This window comes from Rhizobium sp. P32RR-XVIII (assembly GCF_012641395.1).
Taxonomy (GTDB): Bacteria; Pseudomonadota; Alphaproteobacteria; order Rhizobiales; family Rhizobiaceae; genus Rhizobium.
Genome location: NZ_JABAIH010000010.1, coordinates 131,615 through 146,586 on the forward strand (window position 1 = coordinate 131,615; position 14,972 = coordinate 146,586).

Below are 14,972 nucleotides of genomic sequence, written 5' to 3' on the forward strand. Positions count from 1 at the left end.
TGGCCCCACCAGAATTCAGAAACGGAAGTTCCCGATGTCCCGACCGCGCATCCTCGTCACCCGCCGCTGGCCCTCTGCTGCCGAGGCGGCGCTTGCGGAGCGCTTCGATGTGACATTCAACCAAGCCGACATCCCGCTGAATACCGATCAGTTCCGGCAGGCGTTCTCGGAGTATGACGCGATCCTGCCCACCGTCTCCGACAAGCTGCCAGCCGCTGTTTTCGCGGGCGATGTCCGCACGAAAATCCTCGGCAATTTCGGCGTTGGCTACAACCACATCGACATCGCTGCAGCCAAGGCCAAGGGCATCGCGGTCACCAACACGCCGGGCGTGCTGACGGATTGCACGGCCGATATCGCCATGCTGCTTCTTCTCGCGGTGGCGCGCCGCGGCGGCGAGGGCGAGCGCCAGGTGCGTGCCGGCGCCTGGAGCGGTTGGTGCCCGACGCACATGATAGGAACGAAGGTGACCGGCAAGACGGTCGGAATCATCGGCTTCGGCCGCATCGGCAAGGCCTTTGCCCGGCGCTGCCATTTCGGCTTCGGCATGGATGTCGTCTTCTATAACCGGTCGAAGGTCGATGAAGCCGAGGCGGCGCGTTACGGCGCACGTCAGCTTGCGACGGTGGAGGAGGTGCTGGCCGCCTCCGATTTCATATCGCTGCATTGCCCGGGCGGGGCCGAGAACCGGCACTTGATGAACGCGGAACGCTTTGCGGCAATGAAACCGGGTGCGTTTCTGATCAATACGGCGCGCGGCGACGTGGTCGACGAAGCGGCATTGATCAGCGCTTTGGATAGCGGCACGATCCGCGGGGCGGGGCTCGATGTCTACGAGGCCGAGCCGCAGGTGCCCGAGAGACTGAAAGCGATGGAAAACGTCGTCCTCCTGCCGCATCTCGGCAGCGCGACGGAGGAAACCCGGACCGCGATGGGCATGAAGGTGGTGGACAACATCACCGCCTTCTTCGACGGCAGGGAGCCGCCGGACAGGGTGGCTTGAGAGAACAACATCCCCCTCACCAACAAAATCGAGCACTTAGCTAAAGCTAAGATGCTGATTTTGTATCCTCTCCCCGCTGAGTAAGAGGAAGGAATGCCACGGAGAGGTTTGTCCCTCTCCCCTCGGGGAGAAGGTGCCGGCAGGCGGATGAGGGAGCGGGATGCTATTCACATCTCATGCAGCATACGGGCTGCCGTTACCTGACCATCCGAGTGGCAGATGCTGCTTTTTAAGGCATGGTCCAGATGCTGCCAATCCGTCTGCCGCGGCTGCGGCCGGTTCGGCGGATGGCACAAAGATTGCTCACTTAAAATATTTGCCGGATTGAATGAGAACAGCCGGGCAAACGGCGAAGGCGCAGGGAGACGGAATGACGACCGTGGCGGCAACCACCAGACCGCAAAGGGCCGAAGGGCGCGGGCATCTGGCCGCAAAGCTGCTGGACGGGCGTGCGCGTATCCGCGAACTCTACCAGGAAGGTGCCGCCAAGATCCGCCTGCCGGAGACCTTCGATGCGTCCATGGAGGCGGTCATCATCAATACGGCCGGTGGGTTGACCGGCGGCGACCGGATGAACTGGAGCGTCGTCGCAGGACCCGGCACGCGTATCGATGTGACCACGCAGGCATGCGAGAAGATCTACAAGGCATCGGCTGGCACGGCGGAAGTAACGACCACGATCACGGCGGGTGCGAATTCGCGCGTCGACTGGCTGCCGCAGGAAACCATTCTGTTCGACCGTGCATCGCTGTCTCGCCGCCTCGATGTCGATCTTGATGAGACCGCGGAATTTCTCGCTGTGGAAGCAAACTTGCTCGGCCGCAAGGCGATGGGCGAGGTCATGGAGACCGGGCTTTTCAGTGATCGCTGGCGCATCCGTCGAGCGGGCAGGTTGATCCATGCCGAGGAGTTGCGGCTTGACGGTGCCGTCAGCGCGCTCACCGCTCGCCAGCCTATTCTGAGCGGGCAGGTGGCCTTTGCGACGCTGCTTTATGCCGGCGCGTTTGCCGATAGCTATCTCGCGAAGGTCCGGCCGCTTTTCGAGGGTCACATGGCAGGGGCCAGCGCGTGGAACGGCAAGCTTGTGGTGCGCGCTGCGGCAGCCGATGGCTTTGCCCTCAGAAAAATACTGATCCCGGTCATTTCCGCCTTGCGCAACGGAGCGCCTGTGCCGAAAGTCTGGAACCTCTAATCTGAATGGATGAATGATGAACCTCACTCCAAGAGAAAAAGACAAGCTGTTGATTTCCATGGCAGCGATGGTGGCACGGCGGCGGTTGGAGCGCGGCGTGAAGCTCAATTACCCTGAAGCGATCGCCCTGATCAGCGACTACGTTGTGGAAGGCGCGCGTGACGGCCGCCCGGTCGCCGAATTGATGGAGGCGGGAGCCCACGTCATCAGCCGCGATCAGGTGATGGTGGGCATCGCCGAGATGATCCATGACGTTCAGGTGGAAGCGACGTTCCCCGATGGCACCAAGCTCGTCACCGTTCACGAACCGATCCGTTGAGGAGGCGATGATGCTCGAACTTCGTCCGAACTGCGAATGCTGCGACAAGGACCTGCCGCCAGAAAGCCGAGAGGCGATGATCTGCACGTTCGAGTGCACCTTCTGTGCGGACTGCGTGGATGGTGTGCTGCAGGGGCGGTGTCCGAACTGCGGTGGCGAATTCACCCGCCGTCCCGTGCGTCCGACCGCTATGCTTGCCAAATATCCGGCATCGGTAAAGCGCGTGCTCAAAGCAGAAGGTTGCGCGCCGCAAAGGGCGGCGTGAGGAGAACGACATGATCCCAGGCGAAATCATTGCCGCGAGCGGCGACATCGAACTGAATGCCGGTCAGCCGACCGTGACGCTTGAGGTTTCGAACACCGGTGACCGCCCCGTGCAGGTTGGCAGCCATTACCATTTTGCGGAAACCAACGCGGGACTTTCCTTCGATCGTGACCAAGCCCAGGGCATGCGCCTCGATATACCGGCAGGCACCGCCGTTCGGTTCGAGCCGGGCCAGACGCGTTCCGTGACGCTGATACCGCTTTCCGGCAAGCGCGAAGTCTACGGCTTCCGCCAACTCGTGATGGGCAAGCTCTAAGAAAAAAGACGGGAGACAATTGAATGCGATCGACTCTGTACCTGGTCGCCGCGGCAGCAGCGCTGATGGCCAGTACCGCGCAAGCTCAGGAGGCGGATTGCAAAAATCCGCAGACGCAGACCGATATGACCTTTTGTGAGCAGTCTCGCTACGAGGCTGCAGACGCGGCACTGAACGAGCAGTGGCAAAAGACGCGCGCGGCACTGGCTGCGACGGACAAGGGTCTGGATGAGAATGATCGTGGCGCCGAGAAGGCGCTCTTAACGGCTCAGCGCGCCTGGATCTCCTATCGAGATGCTCATTGCCAAGCCTACGGCTTTCAGGCGCGGGGCGGTACGATGGAGCCGATGCTGGTTGCCGGCTGCCTTGCCGATCTCACGGACGAACGCACCAAGCAGCTCAAAGAGCTCTCCGACGCGATGGGGAACTGAACGTGACCCGGAAGATCGTGATCGTAGGCAATGGTGAAATCGGCAAGGAAGGGGCCGCGGCAATCGCCGCTGCGGACTTCGTCATCCGGTTCAACGAGTGCCGCTCCTATGCCGCAAGCCCGGGCCGGACCGATGTGGTCGCCGTCTGCAATACCGGCAGACCGGGCAAGGCGATGAGTGGTTCGGATGCCTGGCGGAACCACCGCGCCGTCATTGAAGCCTCCGAAATTTGGAGCGTCCGCGATCCCGAAAAGTTTGCAGCTTTCAAGGCGCCGCTGGCCGTTTCACATCCTGACCTCGATGATTTCTGCGATGATTATACGAGTCGGTTCAATGTCTTCTGCGAGGATGCTGGCAAGCGGCACGTGGTCGTTCAGAAATCGATTCATGAAGCCGTAGAAGCCGAGCTCGCCGCTTTCAATCCCGCGCCATACGTCGTTCCGAGCAGCGGCATGATCGTCATCGCCGAGACGTTCCGGCAGTTTCCCGATGCGGATATCTTGCTGTCCGGCTTCAACCATACCGGCTGGGAATGGCATCCCTTTGCCGCCGAAAGGCAGCTCGTCGACAGCTATGTCGCCGCTGGCCGCATCACGCGGCTTCCGAGGGCGAACGCATCCCTTTCTTCCTCCCAAGGAGCCTGACAGATGCCCCATAAGATCTCCCGCGCCGCCTATGCCAGCATGTTCGGTCCGACCGTCGGCGACAAGGTTCGTCTGGCCGATACGGAACTCTTCATCGAGGTCGAGAAGGATTTCACCACCTATGGCGAAGAGGTGAAGTTCGGCGGCGGCAAGGTGATCCGCGACGGGATGGGGCAGAGCCAGGTGACGCGCGCCAGCGGTGCGGTCGATACGGTCATTACCAATGCGGTGATCGTCGACCATACCGGTATCGTCAAGGCCGACATCGGCCTCAAGGACGGACGCATCGTCGCGATCGGCAAGGCCGGCAATCCGGATACGCAGCCGGGCGTCAACATCATTGTCGGACCGGGCACGGAAGCGATCGCCGGCGAGGGCAAGATCGTGACGGCGGGCGGCATGGATAGCCACATTCACTTCATCTGCCCGCAGCAGATCGAGGAAGCGCTGATGAGCGGACTGACCTGCATGCTCGGCGGCGGCACCGGCCCCGCCCATGGCACGCTGGCGACGACCTGCACGCCCGGACCCTGGCATATCGCTCGGATGATCGAGGCGGCCGATGCGTTCCCGATGAACCTTGCCTTCGCAGGCAAGGGCAATGCCTCCCTGCCGGGGGCATTGGAGGAAATGGTGCTTGCGGGGGCGACCTCTCTGAAGTTGCACGAAGATTGGGGAACGACGCCGGGGGCCATCGATTGCTGCCTCTCCGTCGCCGACCAGTATGATGTGCAGGTGATGATCCATACGGATACGCTGAACGAAAGCGGCTTCGTCGAGGATACGATCGGCGCCATCAAGGGCCGCACGATCCATGCGTTTCACACCGAAGGCGCCGGCGGGGGCCATGCGCCTGATATCATCAAGATCTGCGGCCAATCGAATGTCATTCCGTCATCCACCAATCCGACGCGGCCCTATACGGTCAACACGATCGCAGAGCATCTCGACATGCTGATGGTCTGCCACCACCTGTCACCGTCGATCCCGGAGGATATCGCCTTTGCCGAAAGCCGCATCCGCCGGGAGACGATCGCCGCCGAAGACATCCTGCATGACATCGGTGCCTTCTCGATCATTTCGTCCGACAGCCAGGCCATGGGCCGCGTCGGCGAGGTGGCGATCCGCACCTGGCAGACGGCAGACAAGATGAAGCGCCAGCGCGGCCGGTTGAGAGAGGAGAAGGGCGACAACGACAATTTCCGAGTCCGCCGCTACATCGCCAAATACACGATCAATCCGGCGATCGCCCACGGCCTGTCGCACGAGATCGGTTCCGTCGAAGCCGGCAAGCGCGCCGATCTCGTCATCTGGAATCCAGCCTTTTTCGGGGTGAAACCGGACATGGTGCTGCTCGGCGGCTCGATTGCTGCCGCTCCGATGGGCGATCCGAACGCCTCGATCCCGACGCCGCAGCCCGTCCACTACCGCCCGATGTTCGCATCCTACGGCAAGAGCCTGACGAATTCTTCCGTGACTTTCGTCTCGCAGGCGTCGCTCGATGCGGGTCTCAAGGGACGGCTCGGCGTCGCCAAGGACCTGATCGCGGTCAAGAACACCCGCGGCGGTATCTCCAAGGCGTCGATGATCCACAACAGCCTGACGCCTGACATCGAGGTCGATCCGGAAACCTACGAGGTTCGCGCTGATGGTGAATTGTTGACCTGCGAGCCGGCGACAGTGCTGCCGATGGCGCAGCGGTATTTCCTGTTCTAATCGGACTGATTGACCTCATCTTTATGCAGTTGCCCGCAAGCGCCATGCACCTGCGGAATGTCTGTTATGCGCTGCGGTATTTTTGTCTCTTTCATGCTGCAATGCCGCGAATTCTTCGCTAGTGAGGACTCTCCATTTTCGGGGTCGCGGATTTTCCCAAGATTTGCCGCAGACCCTCCCACGAAGGAGATTTCGATGATCGGCAAGAAGGTTCCCACCGTTGTTTTCCGTACCCGCGTCCGCGACGAGGCCGTTGGCGGTCCCAATCCGTTCCGCTGGGAAGACAAGACGACCGACGACTACTTCGCAGGCAAGCGCGTCATCCTCTTCTCGTTGCCGGGCGCGTTTACGCCGACCTGCTCGACCTATCAGCTGCCGGACTTCGAAAAGCTTTCCGGCGAGTTCGGTGCCGAAGGCGTCGACGAGATTTACTGCATCTCCGTCAACGACGCTTTCGTGATGAACGCCTGGGGCAAGTCGCAGGATCTCGAAAACGTCAAGCTTATCCCGGACGGTTCCGGCGAGTTCACGCGCAAGATGGGCATGCTTGTCGCCAAGGACAATCTCGGCTTCGGCATGCGCTCCTGGCGCTATGCGGCGATCGTCAATGATGGCGTCGTTGAGCAGTGGTTCGAGGAAGAGGGTTATTCCGATAATTCCGATACGGATCCCTACGGCGTCTCTTCGCCCCAGAACATTCTGGAAGCCCTGAAGTCTGTCAAGCAGGCCGCCTGACAGGCCAAAAATCATCGCTAAAAACAGCGGGGCTCGGCATTTTGCCGGGCCCTTGCTTCTAGAGATGACTATGCAGCTTTAGCGTGCATCCGTCACCGTGAAATTGGTGTTCACAAGCTTGGGATGGCAGGCATTTTAACGATCGCCTTAGGTGGTTGGAAGCAAATCGCCCTTTAATCAAACGCTATCGCGGGAGATCGGAGAGGTCGATCAAAATGAAAAGATGGATTTCGCTCCAGGCCGATCTCCGCAATTTCCAGCATAGGCGCACGGTCTATGTGTTCGCGCTTAAGATGAGCTTTCTCGCCGTCATTCTGTCGGCGCTTGTGATTGCCGCGATGCTGCCCACGCTCGACTACATCGGCTTCCTGCCTCTCCCTTTGGTACATGCCATTCAATTCGGCGTCATTCTCTCCTGGCTCGTCTGCGGCGTGGTCTGCGGCGTGCTTTCGCTGATCGTCGGCCACGCGATGCATCATTTGACAGTATCGCGCGCGGAGTTCGAAAAGCTGAGCCGCACCGATGTGCTCTCCGGCTTGTTGAACCGCCGCGCTTTCGCCGAAGCGCTGGAGGGGATGGATGACGGCGCCTCGCTGGTGATCTTCGATGTCGATCGCTTCAAGGCGATCAACGACCGCTTCGGTCATGCCTGCGGCGATGCCGTCATCGTTGCCCTATCCACAATTCTTGCGTCGGCCTTTGGCGCTCCTTCGGTCGTCGCGCGTCTCGGCGGCGAAGAGTTCGGTGTGATCGTTGCCGGCGGTGACGTTGAAGAGCGGCTGGAGCGGATCGAGTCGGTGAAGGCTCAGATCGCCCGGCGCCCGATCGCTGCCGACGGCTGCGATATCGCGATCACGATTTCGGCTGGCATCGCCGATCTTCTGCCCGGACGCAGCAAGGACTCTATTTACACAGCCGCCGACAAGGCGCTCTATCTGGCAAAGGCGCTCGGCCGAAACCGCGTGGTACACGAGAGACACGGGCTGAACTACGCCCTGCATCGCCATCTGATCGAAAGTGGCCTCGGCGTTCAGGGGGCTGATCCGGAATACGACGACGCGCCCCGCGCCTCCAGAGCATTTCAAGGCTCTGGCAGATAACTCGGTTGCAAAGCGCATTGGCGCTTGCGCCGGCAGGCGCTATTTTGCATGGTCGTGACCTCACAGAAACGGACATGTCATGCAGCGCGTTACCTCATATCTTCGAGCCGGAACCCCGTCTTCCAACCCCATCGGCAAAGTCGTTCTGCCGCACGATCTGAGGCATCTGCGCCGCAAACTCCTGCATCTCGAAAACGGCGACATGGTCATGCTCGACCTGAAGGAACCGGTGCTGTTTGCAAGCGGCGATATGCTGGTTCTCGAGGATGGGGAACTCATCGAAATCCAGGCCGCCGACGAGAAGCTTTTCGAGATCCGAGGCCGCGACCGGATGCATCTCATCGAGCTTGCCTGGCACCTCGGCAACCGGCACCTCGGTGTGCAGATCGAGGAAGAGCGCATGCTCATCCTGCGCGACCACGTGATCCGGCCGATGCTCGAGGGGCTGGGCGCGACCGTCAACGAAGTCACGGAGCCGTTCCAGCCCGCGCGCGGCGCCTACCATTCGCATGGCAACCATTCGCACGGGCACGACCACGGTCATCACGCGCATGATTGAGCCGCAATGACCGAGGGCGGCGACCTGCAGGCTCTGCTGCGTCTCATGACATGGCTCTCGCCGGCCTTTCCGGTCGGCTCGTTCGCCTATTCCGGCGGTCTTGAGCGCGCCGTCCATGACAGGCTCGTCACGGATGCGGCCTCGCTGGGCGGATGGATCGAGACGCTGCTTTCTAATGGGAGCACATGGAACGACGCGGTGCTCTTTGCGGCAAGCTGGTGGATGCTGGATGATGCGGATGAACTTGCAGAACTTGCTGCCCTGGCGGAGGCCCTGGCAGGATCACGGGAGCGCCACCAGGAGACGATGCTGCTCGGCGAGGCGTTTCTGACGGCGGCGCGCGCCTGGCCCGATCCCCTGTTTGATCGCCTGCCGCGGGCCGTCGCCTATCCGGTTGCCGTCGGTACGGTTGCCGGGGCGCATGGCATAGAGCTGCAAAAGGCGCTCGCTGCCTTTCTGCATGCCTATGTCTCGCAAGCGGTGTCGGCGGGCATCAGGCTCGGTGTTGCCGGCCAGAAGGACGGCGTGGCCATCCTGGCGCGGCTGGAGGAGACGATTGCCGCCGTCACGCATCGTGCAGCCGGCTCGACGCTCGACAATCTGGGTTCGGCGGCCGTTCAGGCCGAGATTGCCTCGCTGCGGCACGAGACGCAGACGACGCGGCTCTTCCGCTCCTGATCAGAGCATCTCCGTCATTTGCCGGTGGCAGCGTCGAGATCGCGCGGCTATCATCGGCCGAAATTGGAGTGTGGAGATGAAATCGAGAAACGGACCGCTTCGCGTCGGCATCGGCGGACCTGTTGGGTCGGGAAAGACGGCACTGACGGAGAAGCTTTGCAAGGCGATGCGCGACGATTATTCCGTCGCGGTGGTCACCAATGACATCTACACGACCGAGGATGCCGAAGCGCTGATGCGTATGCAGGCCTTGCCATCGGACCGCATCGTCGGCGTGGAAACCGGCGGCTGCCCGCATACGGCAATCCGCGAGGACGCCACGATCAACCTCCAGGCAATCGCCGGTCTCAGCGCGCGAATTCCCGATCTCGATGTCGTCTTCATCGAATCCGGCGGCGACAATCTGGCAGCGACGTTCTCGCCTGATCTGGCCGACATCACCATCTACGTGATCTCCGTCTGCCAGGGCGAGGAGATCCCCCGCAAGGGCGGCCCGGGCATCACCAAATCGGACCTGCTGGTCATTAACAAAAAGGACCTAGCACCTTATGTCGGCGCCGACCTCGACGTCATGGACCGCGATGCAACGCGCATGCGCGAGAGGCGTCCTTTCGTCTTCTCCGACATGAAGCGCGGCGACGGCGTCGATTCCATCGTCAATTTCCTCAGGGAGCAGGGCGGTCTCTAATCCGGCGCGTCCAAATTGACGCGGGGCGTTGGGGCTGGTTGCATTGCAGGCGCGCCGAAGCTATCTTGCGCGCGATGGGGATGGAGTTCCCCCGAAACCGCCGTGATGGCTGATGACTCCTACCGCGATTCATTCGACGGTGGGAGTGTGTCTACTGCCCGCCGCAGGCGGGCTTTCATGTCCGCCCGAACAGAGAGGCGTGCATGTCATTTTACACTTGCTTACTGATCATGGCTGGAGGCGCCTTGGGCACTCTGGCGCGTTATCTTGTGTCCGTTCTCGCGGCGCCCATCAGCGGCGATCTTCCTTGGGGCACGATCATCATCAATATCAGCGGGTCCTTCATCATCGGCCTGTTCGGAACGCTGACGCTCACCCACGGGCGCTTTCCCGCTTCGGAAAACCTCCGGCTCTTCGTGATGATCGGCCTCTGCGGCGGCTATACGACCTTCTCTTCCTTCAGCTTGCAGACGCTGGATCTGCTGCGCTCCGGAGCCGTGACGCGGGCGGCGGTCAATATCGCGGCTTCGGTGGTGCTCTGCATCGCAGCGGTCTCGGCGGGCCATCTGATCGCCTCCTATTTCAACGGCCGTGCGCCGCAGGTGGCACAGTTGCCGATCGCGGAAGAAGCGTGACGGTGAAAAGTCTCCAATAAAAAAGCCGGGCTTGGCGCCCGGCTTTCTGTCTCGCTATTTGAGAAATCACTCTGCCGCGAACGGCGGCAGGCGCAGCACGTTCTTCGCGTTGGCGTTGGCGACCTTGCGCTTGCCTTCCGGATTCTCAATCGCCTCCATCCGCTCGTTGAGAGAGCCGACGGCGTCGGTCAGCTCCTCGCGGGACATCGCCAGCTCCTCCTGATCCTTCTTTCCGACCAGGCGGCCGAAGAGCCAGCGGAGCAGGCGTGAGAGATCGTCCATGATCAGGAAGAAGGAGGGGACGACGACCAGCGACAGCACGGTCGAGACGATGATGCCGCCGATCACTGCGATTGCCATCGGCGCGCGGAACGAGCCGCCTTCGCCGACGCCGAGTGCCGACGGCAACATGCCGGCCGACATGGCGATCGAGGTCATGATGATCGGCTGGGCGCGTTTGCGGCCCGCTTCGACCATCGCCTCCACACGTTCCATGCCGCGATGGCGCATCTCGATGGCGAAGTCGACGAGCAGGATCGCGTTCTTCGTCACAATGCCCATCAGCATCAGGATACCGATCATGACGGGCATCGACAGCGGATTGTTGGTGATGAGCAAACCCACTGCCACGCCGCCGATTGCAAGCGGCAGGGAGAACAGAATGGTGAACGGCTGGATCACATCCTTGAAGAGCAGGATCAAGACCGCCAGAACCAGCATCAGGCCCATCAGCATCGCGTTGCCGAAGCTCTGCTGCATTTCCTTCTGGACCTTCGCGTCGCCGCTTTCGACAAGTTGCACCGTCGACGGGATCTTGGTGTCCTTGACGATCTGCAGGAAGCGAGCCGATGCCGTATCGAGCGCCACGCCCTGCGGCAAGTCGGAGCCGATCGAAACGACGCGGTAACGGTTGTTGCGCTTGATGGAGCTCACGCCTTCCGAATAGTCGATATCAGCCACGGTCGCGAGCGGAACGGTCGCGCCGCTCGCCGTCTTGATTTTCAGCGCGCGGATGGCGGCGAGGTCACGCCGCATATCGAGTGCGGCCTGAACGCGGATCGGGATTTGGCGATCGTCGAGATTGATCTTCGCCAGCGCCGCGTCGATGTCACCGATGGTCGCCACGCGGATCGTCTCGGAAATCTGCTGCGGCGTAATGCCGAGGCGGGCCGCCTGGTCCTTGCGCGGACGAACCTGCAGTTCCGGACGGGGCAGGGCGCCGTCCGCGCTGACATTTGCCAGCAGCGGTTCGGCACGCAGCTTCGATTCCAGAAGTCCGACCGCTTCGTTCAGGTCCTTTTCGCTCTTGGAGAGGAAGTTGAAGGAAAGGTCGCGTTCGCCGCGGTCGTTGAGCTTCAGGATTCGGACGTCCGGAATGTCCTTCACCTTCGCGAAGACTTCCTTTTCAATATCCCACTGCGGACGCATGCGGCCGTGAACCTCGACCTTCGGCAGATAAGGCCCGATGATCGGCATCGCGCCGAAGAAGTCGTTCACGAGCTTCTTCGACAGCCGCTGATCGAGCTTGTGCAGCGTCAGCGTCACCGTCGCGCGGCGAAGCTCAAGGTCGCCCTTTGGCGATGCACCACCGAGCACGAAGACGCTTTCGACGCCGTCGATATCCTTCACGTCCTTGTAGATCGTGTTCGTCGTCGCTGCGGTGTCGTCTAGCGTCGCATTCGGCGGCAGCTCGACGGAGAGCACGATACGTGATGCGTCTTCCGGCGGCAGGAAGCTGCCGGGCACCTGAGCCAGCAACATGACAGAGCCGACCAGGAAGGCGATCGCCGCGATCAGCGTCGCATAGCGTGTCCACCAGCGGCGGGTGGTGGCGCGCACGAGCCGCGTGTAGCCGCGGAAGAACAGCCCGTCATTGTCGTGATGGTCGTCCTTGCCGTCTTGGGCGCGCATCAGGTATGCGGCCATCATCGGCGTGATGAGACGTGCCACCATCAGCGAGAAGAAGACCGAGAAGGCAACCGTCAGGCCGAACTGAATGAAGTACTGGCCAGGGATGCCGGGCATGAAGGAGACCGGCACGAACACGGCAATGATCGTGAAGGTCGTGGCGATGACGGCGAGGCCGATTTCGTCAGCGGCCTCGATGGCTGCGCGATACGGCGTTTTGCCCATCTTGATATGGCGGGCAATATTCTCGATTTCGACGATCGCATCGTCGACGAGAATACCGGTCGCGAGTGTCAGGGCGAGGAAACTGACGAGGTTCAGCGAGAAGCCCATCAGGTCCATGATCCAGAACGTCGGGATCGCGGATAGGGGCAGCGCGATCGCCGAGATCAGCGTTGCGCGCCAGTTCCGAAGGAACAGGAAGACGACGACGATTGCGAGCAGCGAGCCCTCGATCAGTGTGTCGAGCGCGGCCTCGTAGTTGCCGTAGGTGAAGTAGACGGAATCGCTGATCAGTTCGATGCCGACATTCGGGTTTTCTGCACGCACCTTGTCGAGGCTCTTTGCCACGGTTTCGGCAACGCTGACTTCGCTGGCGCCCTTGGCGCGGAAGACGCCGAAGGTGACGACGGGCGTATCATCGAAATTCGAGAAGGACTTCGGCTCCTGATAGGTATCCTTGATGGCGCCTAGTTCGGAGACCTTCACGAAACGGCCGTTCGGCAGGGCAATCGTCGTATTGGCGAGTTCTGCGACATCGCGCGCATCGCCGAGAACACGGATCGCCTGCTCGCTGCCCGCGACCTGGCCTCGGCCGGAGCCGAGGTCGACGTTCGTGCTGCGCAGCTGCTCGTTCACGCTGGCGGCGGTGATGCCGTAAGCGTTCAACTTGTCCGGATTGAGTTCGATGCGCACCTCGCGATCGGCGCCGCCATAACGGTCCACACGGCCGATGCCGGCCTGGCCCTGCAAGGAGCGCTTGATCGTGTCGTCAACGAACCAGGAAAGCTCTTCGAGCGTCATGTCCGGCGATGAAACGGCAAAGGTCTGGATTGCCTGCCCTTCGACGTCGATCTTGGCGACAATCGGTTCTTCCACATTGGCCGGGAGATCGCTGCGAATGCGATCGATCGCGTCCTTGGTGTCCTGCACCGCCTGCTCGGTCGGTACCTCCATGCGGAACATGACGACCGTTTGCGACTGGCCATCCGTCACGGTGGACTGGATTTCGTCGATGCCGTTGATGCTGGCGACCGCGTCTTCGATTTCCTTCGTCACCTGCATTTCGAGTTCGGCAGGCGAAGCGCCGCTCTGCGTGACGGTGATCGAGACAAGCGGAACGTCAATATTCGGGAAACGCGTGATCGGCAGCCTGTTGAAGGATTGGATACCGACAAAAAGCAGCAGGGCGAAAAGCAGCAGCGGTGCTACGGGATTTCGGATGGACCAGGCTGAAAAGTTCATCGGGCCTTCTCTCAGTTGGAAGCAGCAGCAGGCTGTTCGCGCACGGGTGTAATGCGGTCGCCGTCCCGAACGTAGGCGCCAGCCTTGGCAACGACTTCATCGCCCTCCTTGAGGCCTTTGAGGATCTCAACGTAAGCGCCGTCCTGAATGCCGGTTTCCACTTCGGCGAATTTTACGACCCCCTCTTCGACTTTGCGGGCGGACGAGCCTTCGCTGCTGGTCAGGACCGCCGAAAGCGGCAGAGCCACGTTCTGCGTCGACTTCACGACGATATCCGCGCTGCCATACATGCCCGCCCGCGCCTTGCTATCATCATCGATCAGAATGTGGACAAGGCCAAGGCGTGTGGTCGGATCGACCGTCGGGGAAACGAGGCGGACGGAACCGGAGAGCTTGTCGCGGCTGCCCGCAAGCGAGATGGTCGCTTTCTGGCCTGCCTGGATCTTGATGATATCGCTCTCGCCGACTTCGGCAACCAGTTCGATATCGTTGTCACGGATGATGGTGAAGAGCGGGTCGTCCGAGGCCAGCGCAATCGCGCCAACCCTGGCATTCTTTGCCGAAACCGTCCCCGCGACAGCCGTTTTCACATCGGTGCGGGCAAGCTTGAGATCGGTATCGGCGATCTGGCTGTCAACGACCTTCAGGTCTGCCACGGCAACCATGATTGCCTGCTCGGCCGAGCTGACGCGGGCGTTTGCGGAAACGGCTGCTGCAACCGCCTGCTCAACCTGGGCGGTGGACACGGTACCCTTCTTGCCCATTTCCTGCGCACGGGCCTGCTGTTGGCGGGCTTGCTCGGCATTCGCCTTTGTTTCGATCAGTTGCGCCCGCAACTGGGCGAGCGTCGCTTCGCCCTTCGCCTTCGTTGCCAGCATCTGGCTCTTCTGCAAGAGCAGCGCATCGTCGTTCAGCGTCGCAAGTGTGCTGCCGGCTTCAACCTTGTCGCCCACGTCGGCGTTCAGCGCACGGATCGAAAGTCCATCGACCTGAGGCTGGAGATACACTTCCTCGACAGGCTTCACAGTGCCGGTCGCGACGACGCGATCGACGAGCGTCCGCGTCTTGGCCGTGGTTACGACGATCGCGGGGAGGTTCTGGCGCGGCTTCGTGGTTGCCGTTTCCTGCGCAAAAGCAGGAGCTGCCGCGAAAGCGGCGATAAGTAGGGCGAAGGCGCGTGTTTTGGTTCGCATGCGTGCCATTGGGTCGTCGTCCAATCATAAACATAGTCAGCCGAAATCGCGCGTTGTCCCTCAGCTCGCGAAAAGGCCATTTCAACTCTGTGTTCTCAGAGGTACTCCCGCTTCGGTTGCCGTCGC

Annotated in this window: 17 protein-coding genes and 1 riboswitch; of the genes, 14 read left to right on the forward strand and 3 right to left on the reverse strand. The window is 61.4% G+C overall.

What is annotated here, in order from left to right:
• The first annotated feature begins 34 nt into the window (after window positions 1-34).
• The 8 genes from HGP14_RS24655 (at window position 35) to ureC (ending at window position 5,886) form a co-directional block, all read left to right on the forward strand.
• Window positions 35-1,003, forward strand: coding sequence for a D-glycerate dehydrogenase (locus HGP14_RS24655; protein WP_168832498.1), 969 nt, complete (start codon window positions 35-37; stop codon window positions 1,001-1,003).
• 370 nt (window positions 1,004-1,373) lie between these two features.
• Entirely contained in the window at window positions 1,374-2,195 is an 822-nt protein-coding gene (locus tag HGP14_RS24660) for an urease accessory protein UreD (protein WP_168832499.1), read from the forward strand.
• A 16-nt stretch (window positions 2,196-2,211) separates the two neighbouring features.
• A complete protein-coding gene (locus HGP14_RS24665) occupies window positions 2,212-2,514 on the forward strand; it encodes an urease subunit gamma (RefSeq protein WP_168832500.1) in 303 nt (100 codons plus the stop codon).
• A 10-nt stretch (window positions 2,515-2,524) separates the two neighbouring features.
• Window positions 2,525-2,779 carry a DUF1272 domain-containing protein gene (locus HGP14_RS24670; protein ID WP_168832501.1) on the forward strand — a complete coding sequence of 85 codons (255 nt, stop codon included), beginning with the start codon at window positions 2,525-2,527 and terminating at the stop codon, window positions 2,777-2,779.
• A gap of 10 nt (window positions 2,780-2,789) precedes the next feature.
• Window positions 2,790-3,095: an urease subunit beta gene (locus HGP14_RS24675; protein WP_168832502.1), complete on the forward strand. Its 306-nt coding sequence runs from the start codon at window positions 2,790-2,792 to the stop codon at window positions 3,093-3,095.
• A gap of 23 nt (window positions 3,096-3,118) precedes the next feature.
• Entirely contained in the window at window positions 3,119-3,526 is a 408-nt protein-coding gene (locus HGP14_RS24680) for a lysozyme inhibitor LprI family protein (RefSeq protein ID WP_168832503.1), read from the forward strand.
• Between the two features lie 2 nt (window positions 3,527-3,528).
• The gene (locus HGP14_RS24685; protein ID WP_312862181.1) at window positions 3,529-4,170 is read left to right on the forward strand and encodes a Urease operon accessory protein; all 642 of its coding nucleotides are present in this window, start codon (window positions 3,529-3,531) and stop codon (window positions 4,168-4,170) included.
• A gap of 3 nt (window positions 4,171-4,173) precedes the next feature.
• On the forward strand, window positions 4,174-5,886 hold the full coding sequence (gene ureC / locus HGP14_RS24690) for an urease subunit alpha (protein ID WP_168832504.1): 1,713 nt from the start codon (window positions 4,174-4,176) through the stop codon (window positions 5,884-5,886).
• On the opposite strand, the gene HGP14_RS24695 is transcribed toward ureC, so the two are convergent.
• Window positions 5,883-6,092, reverse strand: a complete 210-nt coding sequence (locus HGP14_RS24695; protein WP_168832505.1) for a hypothetical protein — start codon at window positions 6,090-6,092, stop codon at window positions 5,883-5,885. The two genes, ureC and HGP14_RS24695, sit on opposite strands and share 4 nt — an antisense overlap.
• On the opposite strand from HGP14_RS24695, the gene HGP14_RS24700 reads away from it, so the two are divergent.
• The 6 genes from HGP14_RS24700 to crcB all read left to right on the forward strand — a co-directional run bounded on the left by HGP14_RS24700 (window position 6,082) and on the right by crcB (window position 10,281).
• A complete protein-coding gene (locus HGP14_RS24700) occupies window positions 6,082-6,621 on the forward strand; it encodes a peroxiredoxin (RefSeq protein ID WP_168832506.1) in 540 nt (179 codons plus the stop codon). The two genes, HGP14_RS24695 and HGP14_RS24700, sit on opposite strands and share 11 nt — an antisense overlap.
• A gap of 215 nt (window positions 6,622-6,836) precedes the next feature.
• Window positions 6,837-7,721 carry a GGDEF domain-containing protein gene (locus HGP14_RS24705; RefSeq protein ID WP_168832507.1) on the forward strand — a complete coding sequence of 295 codons (885 nt, stop codon included), beginning with the start codon at window positions 6,837-6,839 and terminating at the stop codon, window positions 7,719-7,721.
• A gap of 79 nt (window positions 7,722-7,800) precedes the next feature.
• On the forward strand, window positions 7,801-8,280 hold the full coding sequence (ureE, locus tag HGP14_RS24710) for an urease accessory protein UreE (RefSeq protein WP_168832508.1): 480 nt from the start codon (window positions 7,801-7,803) through the stop codon (window positions 8,278-8,280).
• A gap of 6 nt (window positions 8,281-8,286) precedes the next feature.
• Window positions 8,287-8,958 carry an urease accessory protein UreF gene (locus HGP14_RS24715; RefSeq protein ID WP_168832509.1) on the forward strand — a complete coding sequence of 224 codons (672 nt, stop codon included), beginning with the start codon at window positions 8,287-8,289 and terminating at the stop codon, window positions 8,956-8,958.
• A gap of 76 nt (window positions 8,959-9,034) precedes the next feature.
• Window positions 9,035-9,646: an urease accessory protein UreG gene (gene ureG / locus HGP14_RS24720; RefSeq protein WP_168832510.1), complete on the forward strand. Its 612-nt coding sequence runs from the start codon at window positions 9,035-9,037 to the stop codon at window positions 9,644-9,646.
• 67 nt (window positions 9,647-9,713) lie between these two features.
• A riboswitch (Fluoride riboswitch) is annotated at window positions 9,714-9,775 on the forward strand.
• Between the two features lie 74 nt (window positions 9,776-9,849).
• Entirely contained in the window at window positions 9,850-10,281 is a 432-nt protein-coding gene (gene crcB / locus HGP14_RS24725) for a fluoride efflux transporter CrcB (protein ID WP_168832511.1), read from the forward strand.
• A 66-nt stretch (window positions 10,282-10,347) separates the two neighbouring features.
• Here the strand turns inward: crcB and HGP14_RS24730 are convergent, their stop codons facing one another.
• Both HGP14_RS24730 and HGP14_RS24735 read right to left on the reverse strand, forming a co-directional pair.
• Window positions 10,348-13,653, reverse strand: coding sequence for an efflux RND transporter permease subunit (locus HGP14_RS24730; RefSeq protein ID WP_168832512.1), 3,306 nt, complete (start codon window positions 13,651-13,653; stop codon window positions 10,348-10,350).
• Between the two features lie 11 nt (window positions 13,654-13,664).
• Window positions 13,665-14,855 (reverse strand): efflux RND transporter periplasmic adaptor subunit, encoded by a 1,191-nt coding sequence (locus HGP14_RS24735; RefSeq protein WP_168832513.1) that lies wholly within the window; start codon window positions 14,853-14,855, stop codon window positions 13,665-13,667.
• Window positions 14,856-14,972: the final 117 nt, after the last annotated feature.

Excerpts from the sequence above, each read along its gene's own strand:
- HGP14_RS24715 (WP_168832509.1), top strand. The coding sequence starts at position 8,287 with ATGACCGAGGGCGGCGACCTGCAGGCTCTGCTGCGTCTCATGACATGG.
- ureG (WP_168832510.1), top strand. The coding sequence starts at position 9,035 with ATGAAATCGAGAAACGGACCGCTTCGCGTCGGCATCGGCGGACCTGTT.
- HGP14_RS24655 (WP_168832498.1), top strand. The coding sequence starts at position 35 with ATGTCCCGACCGCGCATCCTCGTCACCCGCCGCTGGCCCTCTGCTGCC.
- HGP14_RS24700 (WP_168832506.1), top strand. The coding sequence starts at position 6,082 with ATGATCGGCAAGAAGGTTCCCACCGTTGTTTTCCGTACCCGCGTCCGC.
- ureE (WP_168832508.1), top strand. The coding sequence starts at position 7,801 with ATGCAGCGCGTTACCTCATATCTTCGAGCCGGAACCCCGTCTTCCAAC.
- HGP14_RS24665 (WP_168832500.1), top strand. The coding sequence starts at position 2,212 with ATGAACCTCACTCCAAGAGAAAAAGACAAGCTGTTGATTTCCATGGCA.
- HGP14_RS24705 (WP_168832507.1), top strand. The coding sequence starts at position 6,837 with ATGAAAAGATGGATTTCGCTCCAGGCCGATCTCCGCAATTTCCAGCAT.
- HGP14_RS24670 (WP_168832501.1), top strand. The coding sequence starts at position 2,525 with ATGCTCGAACTTCGTCCGAACTGCGAATGCTGCGACAAGGACCTGCCG.
- HGP14_RS24675 (WP_168832502.1), top strand. The coding sequence starts at position 2,790 with ATGATCCCAGGCGAAATCATTGCCGCGAGCGGCGACATCGAACTGAAT.
- HGP14_RS24735 (WP_168832513.1), bottom strand. The coding sequence starts at position 14,855 with ATGGCACGCATGCGAACCAAAACACGCGCCTTCGCCCTACTTATCGCC.
- crcB (WP_168832511.1), top strand. The coding sequence starts at position 9,850 with ATGTCATTTTACACTTGCTTACTGATCATGGCTGGAGGCGCCTTGGGC.
- HGP14_RS24730 (WP_168832512.1), bottom strand. The coding sequence starts at position 13,653 with ATGAACTTTTCAGCCTGGTCCATCCGAAATCCCGTAGCACCGCTGCTG.
- HGP14_RS24680 (WP_168832503.1), top strand. The coding sequence starts at position 3,119 with ATGCGATCGACTCTGTACCTGGTCGCCGCGGCAGCAGCGCTGATGGCC.
- HGP14_RS24660 (WP_168832499.1), top strand. The coding sequence starts at position 1,374 with ATGACGACCGTGGCGGCAACCACCAGACCGCAAAGGGCCGAAGGGCGC.
- ureC (WP_168832504.1), top strand. The coding sequence starts at position 4,174 with ATGCCCCATAAGATCTCCCGCGCCGCCTATGCCAGCATGTTCGGTCCG.